Source organism: Pseudomonas sp. c313 (assembly GCF_055407145.1).
The window spans coordinates 467,904-483,407 of record NZ_JBUZRD010000002.1 but is presented as its reverse complement, the minus strand read 5'-3'; the positions used below and the strand labels follow the sequence as shown (position 1 = coordinate 483,407).

Sequence of the window (15,504 nt, the reverse complement as noted above, 5' to 3'; positions counted from 1 at the left end):
TAGAGTTCTGATGGGTAGCGCGTTGCTGTTGATGCTGGGCAGCGCCCACGCGCTGGAAGGTAAGAAGGTCTTTGCCGAGGGCGGCGCGCAGCCTGGCGCGGCGGCTTGCATGGCCTGTCATGGTGCCGATGGGTTGGGCTTGGCGGCGGCGGGCTTCCCACGCTTGGCGGGTTTGCCGGCGGCGTATTTGCGCAAGCAACTGGATGATTTCAGAAGTGGCGCGCGTAGCAGCCCGGTGATGCAGTCGCTGGCCAAGGCACTTACTGAAGAAGAAATTGCTGCGGTGACCCAAACGCTGGCGGCGATGCCGGCGCCCGCCGTTGCCACTGCCCATCGAAGTGCTACACCTGGCAGCCCCGCAGAAAAACTCGCGCTGCAAGGCGCCTGGGATCGGCAAATTCCCGCCTGTGTCAGCTGCCATGGGCCGTCAGGTGTTGGTGTCGGGGAGGCTTTTCCACCGTTGGCAGGCCAGTCTGCGGCTTACCTGGCGGGACAGTTGAATGCCTGGCAGAGCGGGGCGCGGCACAACGACCCCAATGACCTGATGGGGCACATCGCCAAATCCCTTACAGCTGAAGAAGTGCAAGGCGTGGCCACTTACTTCGCTTCGCTGAGCGGTCAGGAGGTCAAGCCATGAAGATCTTTTCGTTTGTATCCCTGCTGGGTTCTTTGGTCAGCTTGCCCGTGCTGGCTGCCACCGTCGTCATGGAAGATCAATCGCAACTGCAGGTGCCGGCGGCGTCGCATCCGGCCATCAGCCAGTTCCAGCCGCCCCAGGAAAGCGAGTTGCCAGACAATGCCTACGGCAAGCTGGTGATGCAGGGGTATGCGCTGTTTGTCGACACCAAGCGTCTGGCGCCGCAGTTTGTCGGTAATGGCCTCAATTGCAGCAACTGCCACCTGGACCAGGGCCGTCTGGCCAATTCGGCGCCGTTATGGGGCGCTTACCCGCTGTACCCGGCCTATCGAAAAAAGAACGACAAGGTGAATACCTTTGCCGAGCGCCTGCAGGGTTGCTTCCAGTTCAGCATGAACGGCGGCAAGCCGCCTGCTGCGGACAGCCCGGAGATTACTGCGCTGTCGGTCTATTCCTATTGGTTGGCGAGTAAGGCGCCATTGGGCGTCGAGTTGCCGGGGCGAGGTTATCCTGATGTGCCGCAACCGGCCAAGGGCTATGACCTGGCCGGGGGTGCCGAGGTATACAAGGGCCAGTGTGCGGTGTGTCATGGTACTGAGGGGCAGGGTCAGAAAGTCGGTGACAGTTATGTGATGCCGCCGTTGTGGGGTAAAGACTCCTACAACTGGGGCGCCGGTATGCACCGGATCAACACCGCGGCTTCCTTCATCAAACACAATATGCCCCTGGGCAAGGGTGGCAGCTTGACCGATCAGCAGGCGTGGGATGTGGCAGCGTACGTCAACCGCCATGAACGGCCCCAGGACCCGCGCCTGGTGGAGGGTTCCGTGGAGAAGGCCCGGGTCAAGTTTCACGCCAATGATGGCGTCAACCTGTATGGGCAAACGGTCGATGGCGTGTTGATTGGCCAAGGCATCCGTTAAACTGTCGGTAACCCACAAAAAATGCCGCTGAGGCCTGAGGCTTTAGCGGCATTGTTTTTTCGGAAATCAGATATGAAACGCGAGCAAGTCAGAGAGCAGCATGCAGAGAATCACATATCGGCGACCCATGTGATTCAAAATCCGGCCGATCCAGGGGAATGGATTGTATTTTTCAAGAAAAGCGCCGGGCGTAGCTTTTTCCTGGTGGATGATCAGGACGAGGTCGAATCTTTTGCGGGTCTGGACGACCTGATCGACACCATTCGGGGCCTGGGCATCAAGTTCGCCGAAATTCACATGTAATCGGCACGCTTACTTGCAGACCACCACCACGCTGCGGCCTTTGAAGTTGCCGACATCCGCGCCCAAGGTCTTGTCGCTTTCCTTCAGGGACGGCGTGCCCTCGGTGCCGACGATACGGTAGCCGGTGCCCGCGCAAGAAGCTTCGGCTTTTTCGTAGCAACTGGCCCAGGAATTGGCTTCGCCGGAGCAGTCGATGGTGAGCCCTCGTTCGCCGTTGTTCAGGTAAGTGTCGGAGGCGGTGGTGCAGCCGGTGAGCGCCAGTACCGCAATCAGTGCCAGAATCTTGTTCATGTGAGGGTCGTCGTCAAAAGGTGTTGAGGGGGGCGCTGACACTGTCGTGGGGCGTTTCGAGGGAGATTATAGCGAACGGCCATCAAGGTACAGGCAAACACAAAAAAGCCCCGTTCACCGGGGCTTGATGCGCAGGGCGGCAGGCTTACTTGCCCTTCGGTCTTTTGCTCGAAGCGTGGCCAGCTTCATCCACAAACACTTCGGCTACCGCAATGGCTTCGCGTTCGGTCGCGAATGTTCCGGCGACGCTGTCACCGTGGAAGTTGATCAAGTGCCAGCCATCCGCTCGCTGTGTGATCAGGTAGCCGTTCACGCCTTTTGGTTCTGACATCTATCAATCTCGTTGTCTGGTTCAAGGGTGCAATGATAGCGCCAAACGCGATGGGGTCGCGCAAGTTGTTGCAGGTCAGTGCCGATATCCCCCAAAGCATGCTAAAAAGGTTGCAGACCTTTGAAATAACGAGGTGCAGCCGATTTTGATGATGCCATTGGTGAGGCTTGTTGGAAGATGGGCGGAACTAACGCCGACATTTTTTCTCTATGTTGACATCGCAACGCCAGCAGCACCCATTGTAAGGTGACTGCGGCCTGATTAGACTGCGCCGAATTTCGTACGCACAGCCCTTTTAAGGACTCATATGATCAAGAAATGCTTGTTCCCAGCAGCCGGTTACGGTACTCGCTTCCTGCCAGCGACTAAAGCCATGCCCAAAGAGATGCTGCCGGTGGTAAACAAGCCACTGATCCAGTACGGCGTCGAAGAGGCATTGGATGCCGGTCTGAACGAAATCTCCATCGTGACCGGTCGTGGCAAGCGTGCCCTGGAAGACCACTTCGACATCAGTTACGAGCTGGAAAACCAGATCAAGGGCACCGATAAGGAAAAGTACCTGGTCGGCATCCGTAAACTGCTCGACGAGTGCTCGTTCTCCTACACTCGCCAGACCCAAATGAAGGGCCTCGGCCACGCGATTCTGACCGGTCGCCCGCTGATCGGTGATGAACCTTTCGCCGTGGTGCTGGCGGATGACTTGTGCGTTAACCTGGACGGCGACGGTGTGTTGACTCAGATGGTCAACCTGTACAAGAAATACCGTTGCACCATTATTGCCGTTCAAGAAGTCGATCCTCAGGAAACCAACAAGTACGGTGTGATCGCTGGCGATGACATCGGTGATGGCCTGATCCGCGTGCGTGACATGGTCGAGAAGCCGGCTCCGGAAGATGCGCCATCGAACCTGGCGATCATCGGTCGCTACATCCTGACCCCGGACATCTTCAAGCTGATTGAAGAGACCGAGCCAGGCAAGGGCGGCGAAATCCAGATCACCGACGCGCTGATGAAGCAAGCCAGAGACGGCTGCGTGATTGCCTACAAGTTCAAAGGTCGACGTTTTGACTGCGGCGGCGCCGAAGGCTACATCGAAGCGACCAACTTCTGCTTCGAACACTTCTACAAAACTGGCAAGGCTTACTGATTCACGGTTGCCTGCTTGATCTCAAGAAAGCCACCTTCGGGTGGCTTTCTTGTTTTCCGAGTCCGTATTTCGGGCCATGTATTGCCTAGTGAATGGCAGCAGGTATGCTGATGACCTGCCGAGGAGAGTGAAATGGCCTACGATTTTGATCTTTATGTAATTGGCGCCGGTTCCGGCGGTGTGCGGGCTGCGCGGTTTGCTGCAGGGTTTGGAGCCAAGGTGGCCGTGGCGGAAAGCCGCTACTTGGGCGGCACCTGTGTCAACGTTGGTTGCGTGCCAAAAAAGCTGCTGGTGTATGGCGCGCACTTCGCCGAAGACTTCGAGCAAGCCAGTGGCTTCGGCTGGTCCCTTGGGGAGGCGAATTTTGATTGGACGACCTTGATTGCCAATAAGGATCGCGAGATCAATCGCCTCAATGGCATTTATCGCAACCTGCTGGTCAACAGTGGCGTGATCTTGCATGAGGGGCATGCGCGGCTGGTGGACCCGCATCAGGTGGAAATTAACGGTGAACGCTTCACCGCCAAACATATTCTGATTGCCACCGGTGGCTGGCCGCAGATCCCGGAAATCCCGGGGAGCGAGCACGCCATTGGCTCCAATGAGGCGTTCTTCCTTAAAGAGCTGCCCAAGCGCGTGCTGGTGGTGGGCGGTGGTTACATCGCGGTGGAGTTCGCCGGGATTTTCCATGGCCTGGGTGCCCAGACTACCTTGCTGTATCGCGGCGACCTGTTTCTGCGCGGTTTTGATGGCGCGGTACGCAAGCATTTGCAGGAAGAGCTGACCAAGCGCGGTCTGGACCTGCAATTTAATGCTGATATCGAGCGCATCGACAAGCAGGCAGATGGCAGTCTCAAGGCCACCTTGAAAGATGGTCGCGTGCTGGAGGCTGATTGCGTGTTCTACGCCACCGGCCGGCGGCCGATGCTCGACAACCTGGGGTTGGAAAACACCAAGGTCACGCTGGACAAGCGCGGTTTCGTTGAAGTCGATGATCTGTACCAGACTGCCGAATCGTCGATCCTGGCCATTGGCGATGTCATCGGGCGTGTGCAGCTGACGCCTGTAGCATTGGCTGAAGGCATGGCTGTGGCTCGCCGCCTGTTCAAGCCTGAGCAGTATCGCCCGGTGGATTACGCGATGATTCCGACGGCGGTGTTCAGCTTGCCGAATATCGGTACTGTCGGCTTGAGCGAAGAGCAGGCAAAGGCTGACGGTCACAAGGTGCAGATCTTCGAAAGCCGTTTCCGGCCGATGAAGTTGACCCTGACCGACTGCCAGGAACGTACGTTGATGAAGCTGGTGGTGGACGCCGAGACCGACAAGGTCCTGGGTTGCCACATGGTCGGGCCGGATGCCGGCGAGATTGTCCAGGGTTTGGCGATCGCCCTCAAGGCGGGTGCGACCAAGCAGCATTTCGATGAAACCATCGGCGTGCACCCGACGGCAGCGGAAGAGTTTGTCACCATGCGCACGCCTGTGGCTGGTTAATCAGTCCTTGGCAGTTGCCTCTGGCGCCGTTGCAACGACGGCCGCCAGGCGCAACGTTTCGATACTGGCCTGGGCTTTGGCCAGATTCAGTTCCAGGGTCTTGTTGATCTGCTGGTGTTCGGCCAGCGCCTCCTGGCGTGACTGAGTTTCCAGCAGGGCGACCCGCAGGCGTTCCTGCAGAAGCGTGCGTGCGCTGTCGATCAGACTGACCTGTTCGCTCAGTTGGCGCTGTTGCTCGCGGTCTTTGCGGGACTGCTCTTGCAGTGCGACCAGCTCCTTGACGGTAACTCGATGCTCAATCAGCAGTCGCTCGTTATCGCGGTGCAATTGGGTAATCTCGTCCTGGCGCACCATTGCGCTCTGCTGCGCCTGGCGCAGTTCTGCCTGCACCTGCTGCAACTGACCCTCATGGCGCCGCTGCTCCTGCTCGCGCTGATCCTTGATCGCGTTGCGGTAATGCTCCAGGGCATCCCGCGCATGCAGGTGCTTTTCTTCCAGTGAGCGAACCTGCTCGTCCTTGTCGTTGATCCGTAGTTCGTAATCACTGCAGGCCTGGCTCAGGCCGGCATTACGGGTTTGTTCGGTCTGCAGGCTGGAGCAGGTGCTCTGCAGTTTGGCGCTTTCATCGGCCAGTGCTGCGGCTTGTATATCGAACTGCTGCTTGAGTTGCTCGTGAGTCAGTCCCAGTTCTTCAAGCTGGGCGAGCAGGGCGCTCTTCTGCTGCTCAAATTGCGCCAGGGCGTTATCAATGGGTTCCTGGGCTTTGTCCTTGAGGCGCTGGGCCAGCTTCGCCACCAGCTCTGCCAGCTCATCATCGATAGGCGCCTGGGTAATGGTTTGCCGTGAGTCGCTTTCGTCCAGTTCTTTCAAATAGCGGTGAATCGTGGTTTTCGAACCGGTATTGCCCATTTCGATGCGTACCGCGTCGATGCTGGGGTTTTCGCCGCGGGCGATGATCGCCAGGCGGGCCGTTTGAACGACTGCTTTGTTAATACCGCCACGAGCCATGGAGTCTCCGTCGATTTCGTACTGTGTTACATGGTATGTATATACATACTATATCACGATAAAATATTCATTTAAATTGGTGATTTAACAGCTGGGATATTGGCGTATTATCCCGTGTCATAAGCATTTTTGAAGGGTTCTCGCCCAATGGCCGTACACATAAGGTCTTCGCCGTGAGCGAACTGGATCGCTATCTAAACGCGGCCACCCGCGACAACACCCGTCGCAGCTACCGCGCGGCCATCGAACACTTTGAAGTGAGCTGGGGTGGCTTCCTGCCGGCCACCAGCGACAGCGTGGCGCGTTATCTGGTGGCGTACGCTGGCGTGTTGTCGGTCAATACCCTGAAGCTGCGTCTTTCTGCCTTGGCGCAATGGCACGCCAGCCAGGGGTTTCCCGATCCGACCAAGGCCCCGGTAGTGCGCAAGGTGTTGAAGGGCATTCGCGCCTTGCACCCAGCCCAGGAAAAACAGGCGCAACCCCTGCAGCTCCAGCATCTGGAACAGGTCATTGGGTGGCTTGAACGCGAAGGCAATGAGGCAAGAAGCGTTGATGATCAGCCTGGATGGCTGCGCGCCAAGCGCGATGCGGCCCTGATCCTGCTGGGTTTCTGGCGTGGCTTTCGTAGTGATGAACTGTGCCGAGTCACTATCGAGCACGTGCAGGCGGTGCCCGGCTCGGGGATCAGCCTGTATTTGCCCCGCAGCAAAAGCGACCGGGAAAACCTCGGCAGGACCTACCAGACCCCAGCCTTGCTGCGCTTGTGCCCAGTCCAGGCCTACAGCGAATGGCTCAGCGCGTCGGCCCTGGTACGTGGCCCGGTGTTTCGCGGCATCGATCGCTGGGGCAACTTGAGCGAGGAGGGCTTGCACCCCAACAGCGTGATCCCGTTGTTGCGCCAGGCTCTGGAGCGCGCAGGGATTGCCGCCGAGCAGTACACCAGCCACTCGCTGCGACGCGGCTTTGCCACATGGGCCCATCGCAGTGGCTGGGATTTGAAGTCGTTGATGAGTTACGTCGGCTGGAAGGACATGAAATCTGCCATGCGCTATGTTGAAGCAACGCCTTTTCTCGGTATGACCGTGACCAATGACAAGCTGATTTGAGATTTCTTCTATTAATACAGTCCGTTGATAGCGAAAACCAATCGTCAACATCAGGTTTGCCAATGAGCCATCGGCCGCGAGACTGGGTAGGATTCACCTCATCAACTTTTAACCCCTGACGGAGAGTCAACGATGCCTATCATCAACAGCCAAGTAAAACCGTTTAAAGCCACTGCTTACAAAAACGGCAACTTCGTAGACGTGTCGGACGCTGACCTGAAAGGCAAGTGGTCTGTCGTATTTTTCTACCCAGCCGACTTCACCTTCGTTTGCCCAACCGAACTGGAAGATCTGGCTGACAACTACGCCGAATTCCAGAAACTGGGCGTCGAAATCTACAGCGTGTCCACCGACACCCATTTTGCCCACGCTGCCTGGCACAACACTTCGCCAGCCATCGGCAAAATCCAGTACACCATGATCGGTGACCCAACCCAGATCATCTCCCGCAACTTCGACGTACTGATTGAAGAAGCTGGCCTGGCGGATCGCGGCACTTTTGTGATCAACCCGGAAGGTCAGATCAAAATCGTTGAACTGAACGACGGCGGCGTTGGCCGTGACGCTTCCGAGCTGCTGCGCAAAATCAAGGCCGCTCAGTACGTTGCTGCTCACCCAGGCGAAGTCTGCCCAGCCAAGTGGAAAGAAGGCGAGGCCACTTTGGCTCCGTCCCTGGACCTGGTTGGCAAGATCTAAGCCTGTGACACGCTACAGGGCGGGGTTTACCGCACCTAAGTAAGCTGCACCGCCCTCAAAAACGCCCGGGCGAGATTCGCTCGGGCGTTTTTTTTCGACCGTATTAAATGAATTAACAGGAAATCGCCCGTATGTTGGACGCCAATCTTAAAGCTCAGTTGAAGTCATACCTGGAACGGGTCACCCAGCCGATCGAGATCATCGCCTCCCTCGACGACGGTGCGAAATCCCAGGAAATGCTTGCCTTGTTGCAGGATGTCAGCAGCCTCTCGACGCTGATTACCCTGCACAGCGATGGTACCGACGCGCGTAAGCCATCGTTCTCCATCAACCGCCCGGGAGCCAATATCAGCCTGCGTTTTGCCGGCATCCCCATGGGCCATGAATTCACTTCGTTGGTGTTGGCACTGCTGCAAGTCGGCGGCCACCCTTCGAAAGCCAGTGTCGAAGTGATTGAACAGATCCGCGCCCTGAAAGGCGAGTTCAGCTTCGAGACTTACTTCTCGCTGTCGTGTCAGAACTGCCCGGACGTGGTCCAGGCACTGAACCTGATGGCCGTGCTTAACCCGAACATCCGTCACGTTGCTATCGACGGCGCGCTGTTCCAGGCCGAAGTCGATGATCGTCAGGTCATGGCTGTGCCGAGCGTCTACTTGAATGGTGTGAACTTCGGCCAGGGCCGCATGGGCCTGGAAGAAATCCTCGCCAAGCTCGACACCAGTGGCATCGAAAAACAGGCCGAAAAAATCAGCGCCAAGGCCGCCTTTGACGTACTGGTGGTCGGCGGTGGTCCAGCCGGTGCGGCGGCGGCGATCTACGCCGCTCGTAAGGGTATTCGTACCGGTGTTGCCGCCGAGCGTTTCGGCGGTCAGGTGCTGGACACCATGGCCATCGAGAACTTCATCTCGGTCCAGGAAACCGAAGGGCCGAAGCTGGCCAGTGCCCTGGAAGAACACGTCAAGCAGTACGACGTCGACATAATGAACCTGCAACGTGCCAGCGCGCTGATTCCGGCGAAGAATGCCGGTGAGTTGCACGAAATTCGTTTCGAGAACGGTGCCAGCCTCAAATCCAAGACCGTGATCCTGGCGACCGGCGCAAGGTGGCGTGAAATGGGCGTGCCGGGCGAGCAACAATACAAGGCCAAAGGTGTGTGCTTTTGCCCGCACTGTGATGGCCCGCTGTTCAAAGGCAAACGTGTTGCCGTGATTGGCGGCGGTAACTCCGGCGTTGAGGCGGCGATTGACCTGGCGGGTATCGTCAGCCACGTCACCCTGCTGGAATTCGACAGCAAGCTGCGCGCTGATGCAGTATTGCAGCGCAAGCTGTACAGCCTGCCCAACGTTGACGTGATCACCAGCGCGCTGACCAGTGAAGTCAAAGGTGATGGCCAGAAAGTCACCGGCCTGGTGTACAAGGACCGCAACTCCGGCGACTTCAAGACCGTCGACCTGGAAGGTATCTTTGTACAGATCGGCTTGCTGCCCAATACCGACTGGCTCAAGGGAACCGTCGAACTATCGCCCCGTGGCGAGATCATTGTCGATGCCCGTGGCGAGACTTCACTGCCTGGCATATTTGCTGCCGGCGACGTCACCACCGTGCCGTACAAGCAGATTGTGATTGCGGTAGGCGAGGGCGCCAAAGCGTCCCTGAGCGCTTTCGATTACCTGATTCGCAGCTCTGCTCCGGAATAACGGCTGGCCTGAAAATAAAAAACCCCATGAGCAATCATGGGGTTTTTTATGGCCGGCAGTATTTACATCGGCGCGGGCTGGATGATTTCGACCCAGTACGCATCAGGGTCCTTGATGAACGCCAGGCTTTTCATACGGCCGTCAGTCAGGCGCTTCTGGAAGTCGCAGCCCAGCGCTTCGAAGCGCTCGCATGCAGCTGCGATGTCCGGCACCGAGATGCAGATATGGCCAAAGCCGCGCGGGTCGGTGTTGCCGTTGTGATAGGCGAAGTCGGCATCGTTTTCAGTGCCGTGGTTGTGGGTCAGTTCGAGAATGCCCGGAATCGACTTCATCCACTGGGTGCGTTCGGCGGCGTCGGCGGGGATCTGGGATTTTTCCACCAGGGCCAGGAAGTACAGGCTGAATTCAGCCTCCGGGAAATCGCGTTTTTCCACCAGGGAGAAGCCGAGGACGCGGGTGTAGAAGTCCAGCGACTTGGTGATGTCCTTGACCCGTAGCATGGTGTGGTTGAACACGAAGTTCGAGGTGGCGGTGTCCGGTTGGGCGGTTACGCCCGGGAAGGTGTTCAGTTCGTGCAGGCTCATGGGCCCTCCAGAAAAAATGGGGCAAACGCGACTCAAGACATGAGCGGTCCCTTAGCGTGCGGTTGCCAGGCGTCCGTGTAGCGGGTCCATGATACGCAGGCCCCGTCTGCCGCGCCAAATGAAAAAGGTCGCGCGGGCCTTGCGGCTAGCGTGCGCAGGGGCTCAAACTTTGTCTCTTGGCCCGCGAGTGTTTTTCACAATGACCCGATTCCGCAAATCGCTGTTGAGTATCCTGTGCCTGTTGCTCGGCAGCACTGCCGTGTCGGCTGCCGACCCGCAAATTCACTGGCCCGCTGGCTGGCAGGTGGAAGAGGTCGTACCCGATGATGAAGCACCTACCCAGCCCTCGACGGTTTCCCGTCAGCGTGCGATAAAAAACGATGAAAACGGTACGACGCTAATGGTCATGGAATTGACGGGCACCCCCATTGCGGCCGGGCATAAAGTCAATTTACAGGGTGTGCTGCTGGAGATGCGCAAGACCATCCAGAAGGATTTCGCTCGCACGGGTTATCAAAGCGTCTGCAGCAAGATTCATCCGACAACATTAAGCCGTTTTGAGGCTCTGGAAACTACCTGCGTCATCACCGAAAACGGCCGGCATGTGTTGTCGCAAACATTGGTGGGGGCTGTTGATACCGATAAGGCTTATGTTCTTTCATACGCAGGGCAGGCCGAGGCTTATGCCGCGAGCAAGGATGAAGTCAATTCTGTGCGTGACAGCCTGAAACTTTGATCCCTCAGACTAGAGCGTCAGATTTTTCCGATGATGGCCTGTGGGTGCAACTTAGTGGCTATATCGTGGCGTTGCGGGTGAGTGGTGTTATTGGTATTTTTACAAAATGAAATGTTTTTTAAAGTTGATTATCGAAAGCGCCAGGCAACGGTACTTCTTCGAAAGCGGGTACCCCAAAACAAAAAAGGCCCTGCAGGTGCAGGGCTTTCGTTAGTACCTTTGTATTAGCCGCGAAGCCAGGCATCTACAGTGGCTGCGCCGTACTGTTCTTTCCAGGCCTTCAGGCCGCGGTGGTTGCCGCCTTTGGTCTCAATCAACTCGCCGGTGTGCGGATTGTGATAGACCTTGACCACGCGTGCGCGGCGCTGTTTTGGTGCGGTCGCCACTTTAATACCAGACTTGCCCGGGTTTGGATCAAGGATGGCGATGATGTCACGCAGGCTCTTGCCGTAGGTTTTCATCAGGCCTTGAAGCTTTTCTTCGAATTCGATTTCTTTCTTCAGGCCGGCGTCGTTCTTCAGGGATTCCAGCTGGGCGAGCTGCTCTTGAAGGGCTTTTTCTGCTGCGCGAAATTCGGCGAGTCTGGACAAAATCTATACTCCAATAGTGTATTTGGCTGATACCAACTGCATACAAGGCTATAAGCCAAGAGCCTTAAGGCGACTCAACGAAAGTGACCTTCCTGCCAGTTTTGCACAGGCAGGAAAAATTGTAGTAGTTAATTCGTTAAGAGTAAATCATGACGTTTGTATAAATAACGATATTTCATTCAGAGGGTAGATGGCTATCAATGGCTGTGCAGGCTTTGAATAAACTCAGCACACGGCATGGGTCGCCCAAACAGATAACCCTGCAAAAAATCCACACCCTGCGCTGCAAGATACTGGCATTGTTCGTCTGTTTCGACCCCTTCGGCGACGATGCCCAGCTCAAGCTTGGCGGACAGTTCAATGATGCTGTCGAGTATATGCCGCGATAGTGCATCGACCCCGATCATCGCCACAAAGCTTTGGTCAATCTTCAAGTAGTCGACGTTGAAATTGCGCAAATAGCCCAGGCTGGAATGGCCGGTACCGAAGTCGTCAATGGCGATCATGACCCCCAGGTTGTGCAGGGCTTCAAACAGTTGGTGAGTGATGTCGGTGGGCTCGATCAGCTCCCGCTCGGTCAACTCCAGTACTAGCGTGACCTGGCCCGGAGGGAAGGCAGCGAGAAATCCCCGGCAGTCCTCTACCAACTCCAGGTCGTGGCAATGGCTGGCGGTGATGTTGATGCCCACATGGAAGCCAGCAATCAATGAATCGGCGTGGGGCGCCAACTGCGCGGCGGTCTGGCGCATCAATGCACGGGTCATCGGGACGATTAGCCCCGAATGTTCGGCCAAGGGGATAAACAGGTCAGGACGCACCAGGCCTTCCTTGGGGTGCTTCCAGCGCATCAGTACTTCACAGCCTGCCCATTGGCGTGTATCGCCGCGAACGACCGGCTGGAAGTAAGGCACAAACTCGTTGGCTCCCAACGCTCGTTGCAGCTCGCGGGTAGGGGGGGATGAACGCTTTTGCAACCAGTGCGCGAGGATGCCCGCCAGTACGCCGAAGAACACCACCAGGCTGAACAGCGCCGGATATCGGGCCTCCATGTAGCGCCACACCTCACCTTCGGGCATGCCGGCTTCGATGCTGTAGGCGTACCGTTTGGAGTCAAGTTGATGATGGGCCACGGCAAACACCGGGGGCGCCGTGTCATGGACTTTTCCGTCGGACGCCAGCCAGTTGGGCCCGACCTGCAGCACCAGTTCCGTGTAGCGGCTGATCAGGCGCAAAGCGTTCGTCAGGTGGTAGCCGTCGATGGAGGCAAAGGCGCCCTGATCGCCTTGCGTGAGCCGGTATACCAGCAACGCCGTGTCGGGTGTCACCGGATTGCCATTCATCAGCCACAGGCGGCCGTTGACGTAGTCGTCCGGATTGACCGGTGACACGTAATTGCCGCCGAACAATGAGCTGCAATAAATGCTCTTTTGCCACGACAAGGTGGTAGCGCGCACGAAGGGGCGGCGGGTGACCTGTTCGCGCAGGGCCAACTGCGTCTGGTTGTCACATTCATGGCCGGCCAGCGGCAGTAGTTCCTGGGCGGCGAGGGCGGTGTTGTCGAGCATCAGGTCAAACTGGCGCACCGCTTCCCCTGCTGTTTCGGCGGTGCTTTGTTCCAGCGTGCGCTCGGCCTGCAAATACAGGATCACTACGCCGAACACAATTGGCAACACACCACTGAGCAGGCTGATCAGGTGGCGGGTGGTGCTTTTTCGTGAGCCTTTGACGGTCAGTGGCATTGGCGCGGACCTGTAGCGGGTAGCGGCGATAGGGCTCTCAAAGGCGGGCGGGACAACAGTAACCGTGCAAAAAAGAGTGTGGGTAATGGCCATGATAGATGGCGCTGGGCATCTGCGTCTGCTCAGTCAGCATTGATACGTGTGGCCAGTCGGATAAACGCCAGCGTCGCCGGTGACGACTGCCGTTGATCCAGCACCGCCAGCCCGATCTGTCGCTTGACTGCCGGTTTGAGGGGCTTTTTCAGGTAGCCCGGCTTCGGGGTGTCTGGCAGCGACAGCTCGGCGACCAGGGTCACGCCGTCGCCCCGGCGCACGGTGTCCAGGGTGCTGAGCAACTGCGAGCAGCGGTAGCGGATATCCGGCTTGAGTCCGGCGCCGACGAACAAGCGAGATACCAGTTGCGAAGAACCAGCTTCGGTCAGGATAAACGGGTCGTCGCACAAGGCCCGAAGGCTGATGCTGGAGTGCCCTCCAAGCGGATGGTCGACAGGCAGCAGCGCCACCAGTTGATCCTCGATCAGCGGGAACGTGTCGAAGCGCTCTTCAGGTAATACCACAAACCCCACATCAATCCGCCGCTCCTCAAGCCACTGCATGACGTGTCGATCCGGTCCTTCGTCGACATGCACTTCGATTCCCGGATGCAACCGTCGATATTCGCCCAGGATCTTCGGCAGTAAGCGAATGGACGAAGTGGGTCCGAAGGAACCAATGCGCAACGTCCCGCTTTTCATGCCGCGGGCATCGGCGGCCTCCTGTTGCAGGGTGTTGGCCAGTCCGAGCATGGCGCGGGCACGCAACAGCAGTTGTTGGCCAATGTCGCTGAGTTCGACCTGGGACTGATGTCGGCGGATTAACTCCACCCCCAGCTCCTGCTCCAGTGACTTGATGGCATGGGACACCGCCGATTGGCTGATGCCCAGGCGATTGGCAGCGCTGGTGAAACCTTGCAGCTCGGCCACCAGGGAGAAGATTTCCAACTGGGTGAGGGTCATGAGTGTTTACTCATTTTACGATGATCAGACATTAGGCAAAGAATACGTCAAACACCCCGTTTAATCCTCAGGAACCTTATGACCAGCCAAACCCTTGCCTTGACGTCCGACCGTGGCACTTACCTGAAACTGGCCGTCGTCACCATGATCTGGGGCGGCACGTTTGTCGCCGGGCGCTTTCTCGCCGCCGACCTGGACCCTTTGTTGGCGGCCAGTCTGCGCTTTGTGCTGGCGAGCCTGGCCTTGCTGCTGTTCATGGCTTTTGCCCGAATCGCGCTGGCGTGTCCGACTCCCCGGCAAATGGTGCAACTGACAGCCCTGGGTTTTTTCGGGATCTTCTTTTACAACCTGTGTTTCTTCTATGGGTTGCAATTTATCAACGCCTCCCGCGCCTCACTGATCGTCGCCCTGAACCCGGCGGTGATCGGCCTGGCTTCCTGGCTGCTGTTCAAGGAGCGCCTGGGCCGGCTCAAGTGGCTGGGCATCGCGTTGTGCCTGGGCGGGGCGGGTGTGGTGATCGTCAGTCGCAACCCGCAATTGTTGCAGGGCACGGCCAATGCCTGGATCGGTGACTTGCTGATTTTCGGCTGTGTGCTGGGCTGGGGCGTTTACTCGCTGTTTTCCCGCGGGCTTAACCAGAGCCTGGGCCCGTTGCAGACCGTGACCTGGTCGATCCTGTTGGGAACGCTGATGCTTGCAACCACCACCCTTGTGACGGGCAGGCTGACGGTTGAAGCGCTGGGCGCCATTCATCTGCCACAACTGCTGAGCCTGCTGTACCTCGGCGTGTTGGGATCGGCCCTGGCCTACATTGGTTACTACGATGGCATCCGGCGCATCGGCGCCACCCGCTCTGGGGTGTTTATTGCCCTTAATCCGCTGACGGCAGTGATTTGTGGTGCGCTGTTGCTGGGGGAACAACTGACTGCGCCAATGTATCTAGGAGGCGCAGTGATCCTGGTGGGGATTTATCTGTGCAATAAACCCCTTGCACCTGCCAGGGCATAGGGTTTTGATAGGGAATACGGACAAACTTGGTTACGCTGTGTAGAATCGGTTTACGCATACAAGAATAAGCGCTTGCATTCACGCAAGCCTCGTCCGTCAGAGACGCCCGTAAGAGAATGATCCAACCATGAAGCTACTCGGGTCCCCACTCATCTATGGTGACTTCCTCGCCCGCAGCGTGCGGGGCATCTCCTGTGCACCACCTGCCGCCCTCATCCTTGC

17 protein-coding genes are annotated in these 15,504 nt (G+C 57.6%); 10 read left to right on the top strand and 7 right to left on the bottom strand.

Going from position 1 to position 15,504, the window contains the following annotated elements; translation table 11 throughout:
• Positions 1 to 10: 10 nt before the first annotated feature.
• From ACZRKZ_RS06970 to ACZRKZ_RS06960, 3 genes are all read left to right on the top strand, one after another.
• Positions 11 to 637, top strand: a complete 627-nt coding sequence (locus ACZRKZ_RS06970) for a c-type cytochrome (RefSeq protein WP_463981166.1) — start codon at positions 11 to 13, stop codon at positions 635 to 637.
• A complete protein-coding gene (locus ACZRKZ_RS06965; RefSeq protein WP_463981165.1) occupies positions 634 to 1,560 on the top strand; it encodes a c-type cytochrome in 927 nt (308 codons plus the stop codon). Before ACZRKZ_RS06970 ends, ACZRKZ_RS06965 begins: the two co-directional genes overlap by 4 nt.
• Positions 1,561 to 1,632: 72 nt before the next feature.
• Positions 1,633 to 1,863 (top strand): hypothetical protein, encoded by a 231-nt coding sequence (locus ACZRKZ_RS06960; RefSeq protein WP_133102679.1) that lies wholly within the window; start codon positions 1,633 to 1,635, stop codon positions 1,861 to 1,863.
• A 9-nt stretch (positions 1,864 to 1,872) separates the two neighbouring features.
• Here ACZRKZ_RS06960 and ACZRKZ_RS06955 read toward each other — a convergent pair whose 3' ends face one another.
• Both ACZRKZ_RS06955 and ACZRKZ_RS06950 read right to left on the bottom strand, forming a co-directional pair.
• Entirely contained in the window at positions 1,873 to 2,154 is a 282-nt protein-coding gene (locus ACZRKZ_RS06955) for a hypothetical protein (protein ID WP_463981164.1), read from the bottom strand.
• A gap of 145 nt (positions 2,155 to 2,299) precedes the next feature.
• Positions 2,300 to 2,485 (bottom strand): hypothetical protein, encoded by a 186-nt coding sequence (locus tag ACZRKZ_RS06950; protein ID WP_016969599.1) that lies wholly within the window; start codon positions 2,483 to 2,485, stop codon positions 2,300 to 2,302.
• A gap of 307 nt (positions 2,486 to 2,792) precedes the next feature.
• On the opposite strand from ACZRKZ_RS06950, the gene galU reads away from it, so the two are divergent.
• Positions 2,793 to 3,632: a UTP--glucose-1-phosphate uridylyltransferase GalU gene (gene galU / locus ACZRKZ_RS06945; RefSeq protein WP_463968599.1), complete on the top strand. Its 840-nt coding sequence runs from the start codon at positions 2,793 to 2,795 to the stop codon at positions 3,630 to 3,632.
• 132 nt (positions 3,633 to 3,764) lie between these two features.
• Positions 3,765 to 5,123: a glutathione-disulfide reductase gene (gorA, locus tag ACZRKZ_RS06940; protein ID WP_463981163.1), complete on the top strand. Its 1,359-nt coding sequence runs from the start codon at positions 3,765 to 3,767 to the stop codon at positions 5,121 to 5,123.
• Here gorA and ACZRKZ_RS06935 read toward each other — a convergent pair whose 3' ends face one another.
• Positions 5,124 to 6,131 carry a DNA-binding protein gene (locus tag ACZRKZ_RS06935; RefSeq protein WP_463981162.1) on the bottom strand — a complete coding sequence of 336 codons (1,008 nt, stop codon included), beginning with the start codon at positions 6,129 to 6,131 and terminating at the stop codon, positions 5,124 to 5,126.
• A 173-nt stretch (positions 6,132 to 6,304) separates the two neighbouring features.
• On the opposite strand from ACZRKZ_RS06935, the gene ACZRKZ_RS06930 reads away from it, so the two are divergent.
• The 3 genes from ACZRKZ_RS06930 to ahpF all read left to right on the top strand — a co-directional run bounded on the left by ACZRKZ_RS06930 (position 6,305) and on the right by ahpF (position 9,630).
• Positions 6,305 to 7,237, top strand: coding sequence for a site-specific integrase (locus ACZRKZ_RS06930; RefSeq protein WP_463968596.1), 933 nt, complete (start codon positions 6,305 to 6,307; stop codon positions 7,235 to 7,237).
• Positions 7,238 to 7,369: 132 nt separating this feature from the next.
• Positions 7,370 to 7,933 carry an alkyl hydroperoxide reductase subunit C gene (ahpC, locus tag ACZRKZ_RS06925; RefSeq protein ID WP_463968595.1) on the top strand — a complete coding sequence of 188 codons (564 nt, stop codon included), beginning with the start codon at positions 7,370 to 7,372 and terminating at the stop codon, positions 7,931 to 7,933.
• Positions 7,934 to 8,064: 131 nt separating this feature from the next.
• Positions 8,065 to 9,630: an alkyl hydroperoxide reductase subunit F gene (ahpF, locus tag ACZRKZ_RS06920; RefSeq protein ID WP_463968594.1), complete on the top strand. Its 1,566-nt coding sequence runs from the start codon at positions 8,065 to 8,067 to the stop codon at positions 9,628 to 9,630.
• A 62-nt stretch (positions 9,631 to 9,692) separates the two neighbouring features.
• Here ahpF and gloA read toward each other — a convergent pair whose 3' ends face one another.
• Positions 9,693 to 10,214, bottom strand: a complete 522-nt coding sequence (gloA, locus tag ACZRKZ_RS06915; protein ID WP_463981161.1) for a lactoylglutathione lyase — start codon at positions 10,212 to 10,214, stop codon at positions 9,693 to 9,695.
• 199 nt (positions 10,215 to 10,413) lie between these two features.
• On the opposite strand from gloA, the gene ACZRKZ_RS06910 reads away from it, so the two are divergent.
• Positions 10,414 to 10,950 carry a DUF4946 domain-containing protein gene (locus tag ACZRKZ_RS06910; RefSeq protein ID WP_463968872.1) on the top strand — a complete coding sequence of 179 codons (537 nt, stop codon included), beginning with the start codon at positions 10,414 to 10,416 and terminating at the stop codon, positions 10,948 to 10,950.
• A gap of 224 nt (positions 10,951 to 11,174) precedes the next feature.
• Here the strand turns inward: ACZRKZ_RS06910 and ACZRKZ_RS06905 are convergent, their stop codons facing one another.
• From ACZRKZ_RS06905 to ACZRKZ_RS06895, 3 genes are all read right to left on the bottom strand, one after another.
• Entirely contained in the window at positions 11,175 to 11,540 is a 366-nt protein-coding gene (locus tag ACZRKZ_RS06905; RefSeq protein WP_463981160.1) for a histone-like nucleoid-structuring protein, MvaT/MvaU family, read from the bottom strand.
• Positions 11,541 to 11,737: 197 nt separating this feature from the next.
• Positions 11,738 to 13,279, bottom strand: a complete 1,542-nt coding sequence (locus tag ACZRKZ_RS06900) for an EAL domain-containing protein (RefSeq protein ID WP_463981159.1) — start codon at positions 13,277 to 13,279, stop codon at positions 11,738 to 11,740.
• Positions 13,280 to 13,401: 122 nt separating this feature from the next.
• On the bottom strand, positions 13,402 to 14,274 hold the full coding sequence (locus ACZRKZ_RS06895) for a LysR family transcriptional regulator (RefSeq protein WP_463981158.1): 873 nt from the start codon (positions 14,272 to 14,274) through the stop codon (positions 13,402 to 13,404).
• Between the two features lie 78 nt (positions 14,275 to 14,352).
• On the opposite strand from ACZRKZ_RS06895, the gene ACZRKZ_RS06890 reads away from it, so the two are divergent.
• Complete coding sequence (locus tag ACZRKZ_RS06890; protein WP_463981157.1) at positions 14,353 to 15,282, top strand: DMT family transporter; 930 nt, start codon at positions 14,353 to 14,355, stop codon at positions 15,280 to 15,282.
• The last annotated feature ends 222 nt before the right edge of the window (positions 15,283 to 15,504 follow it).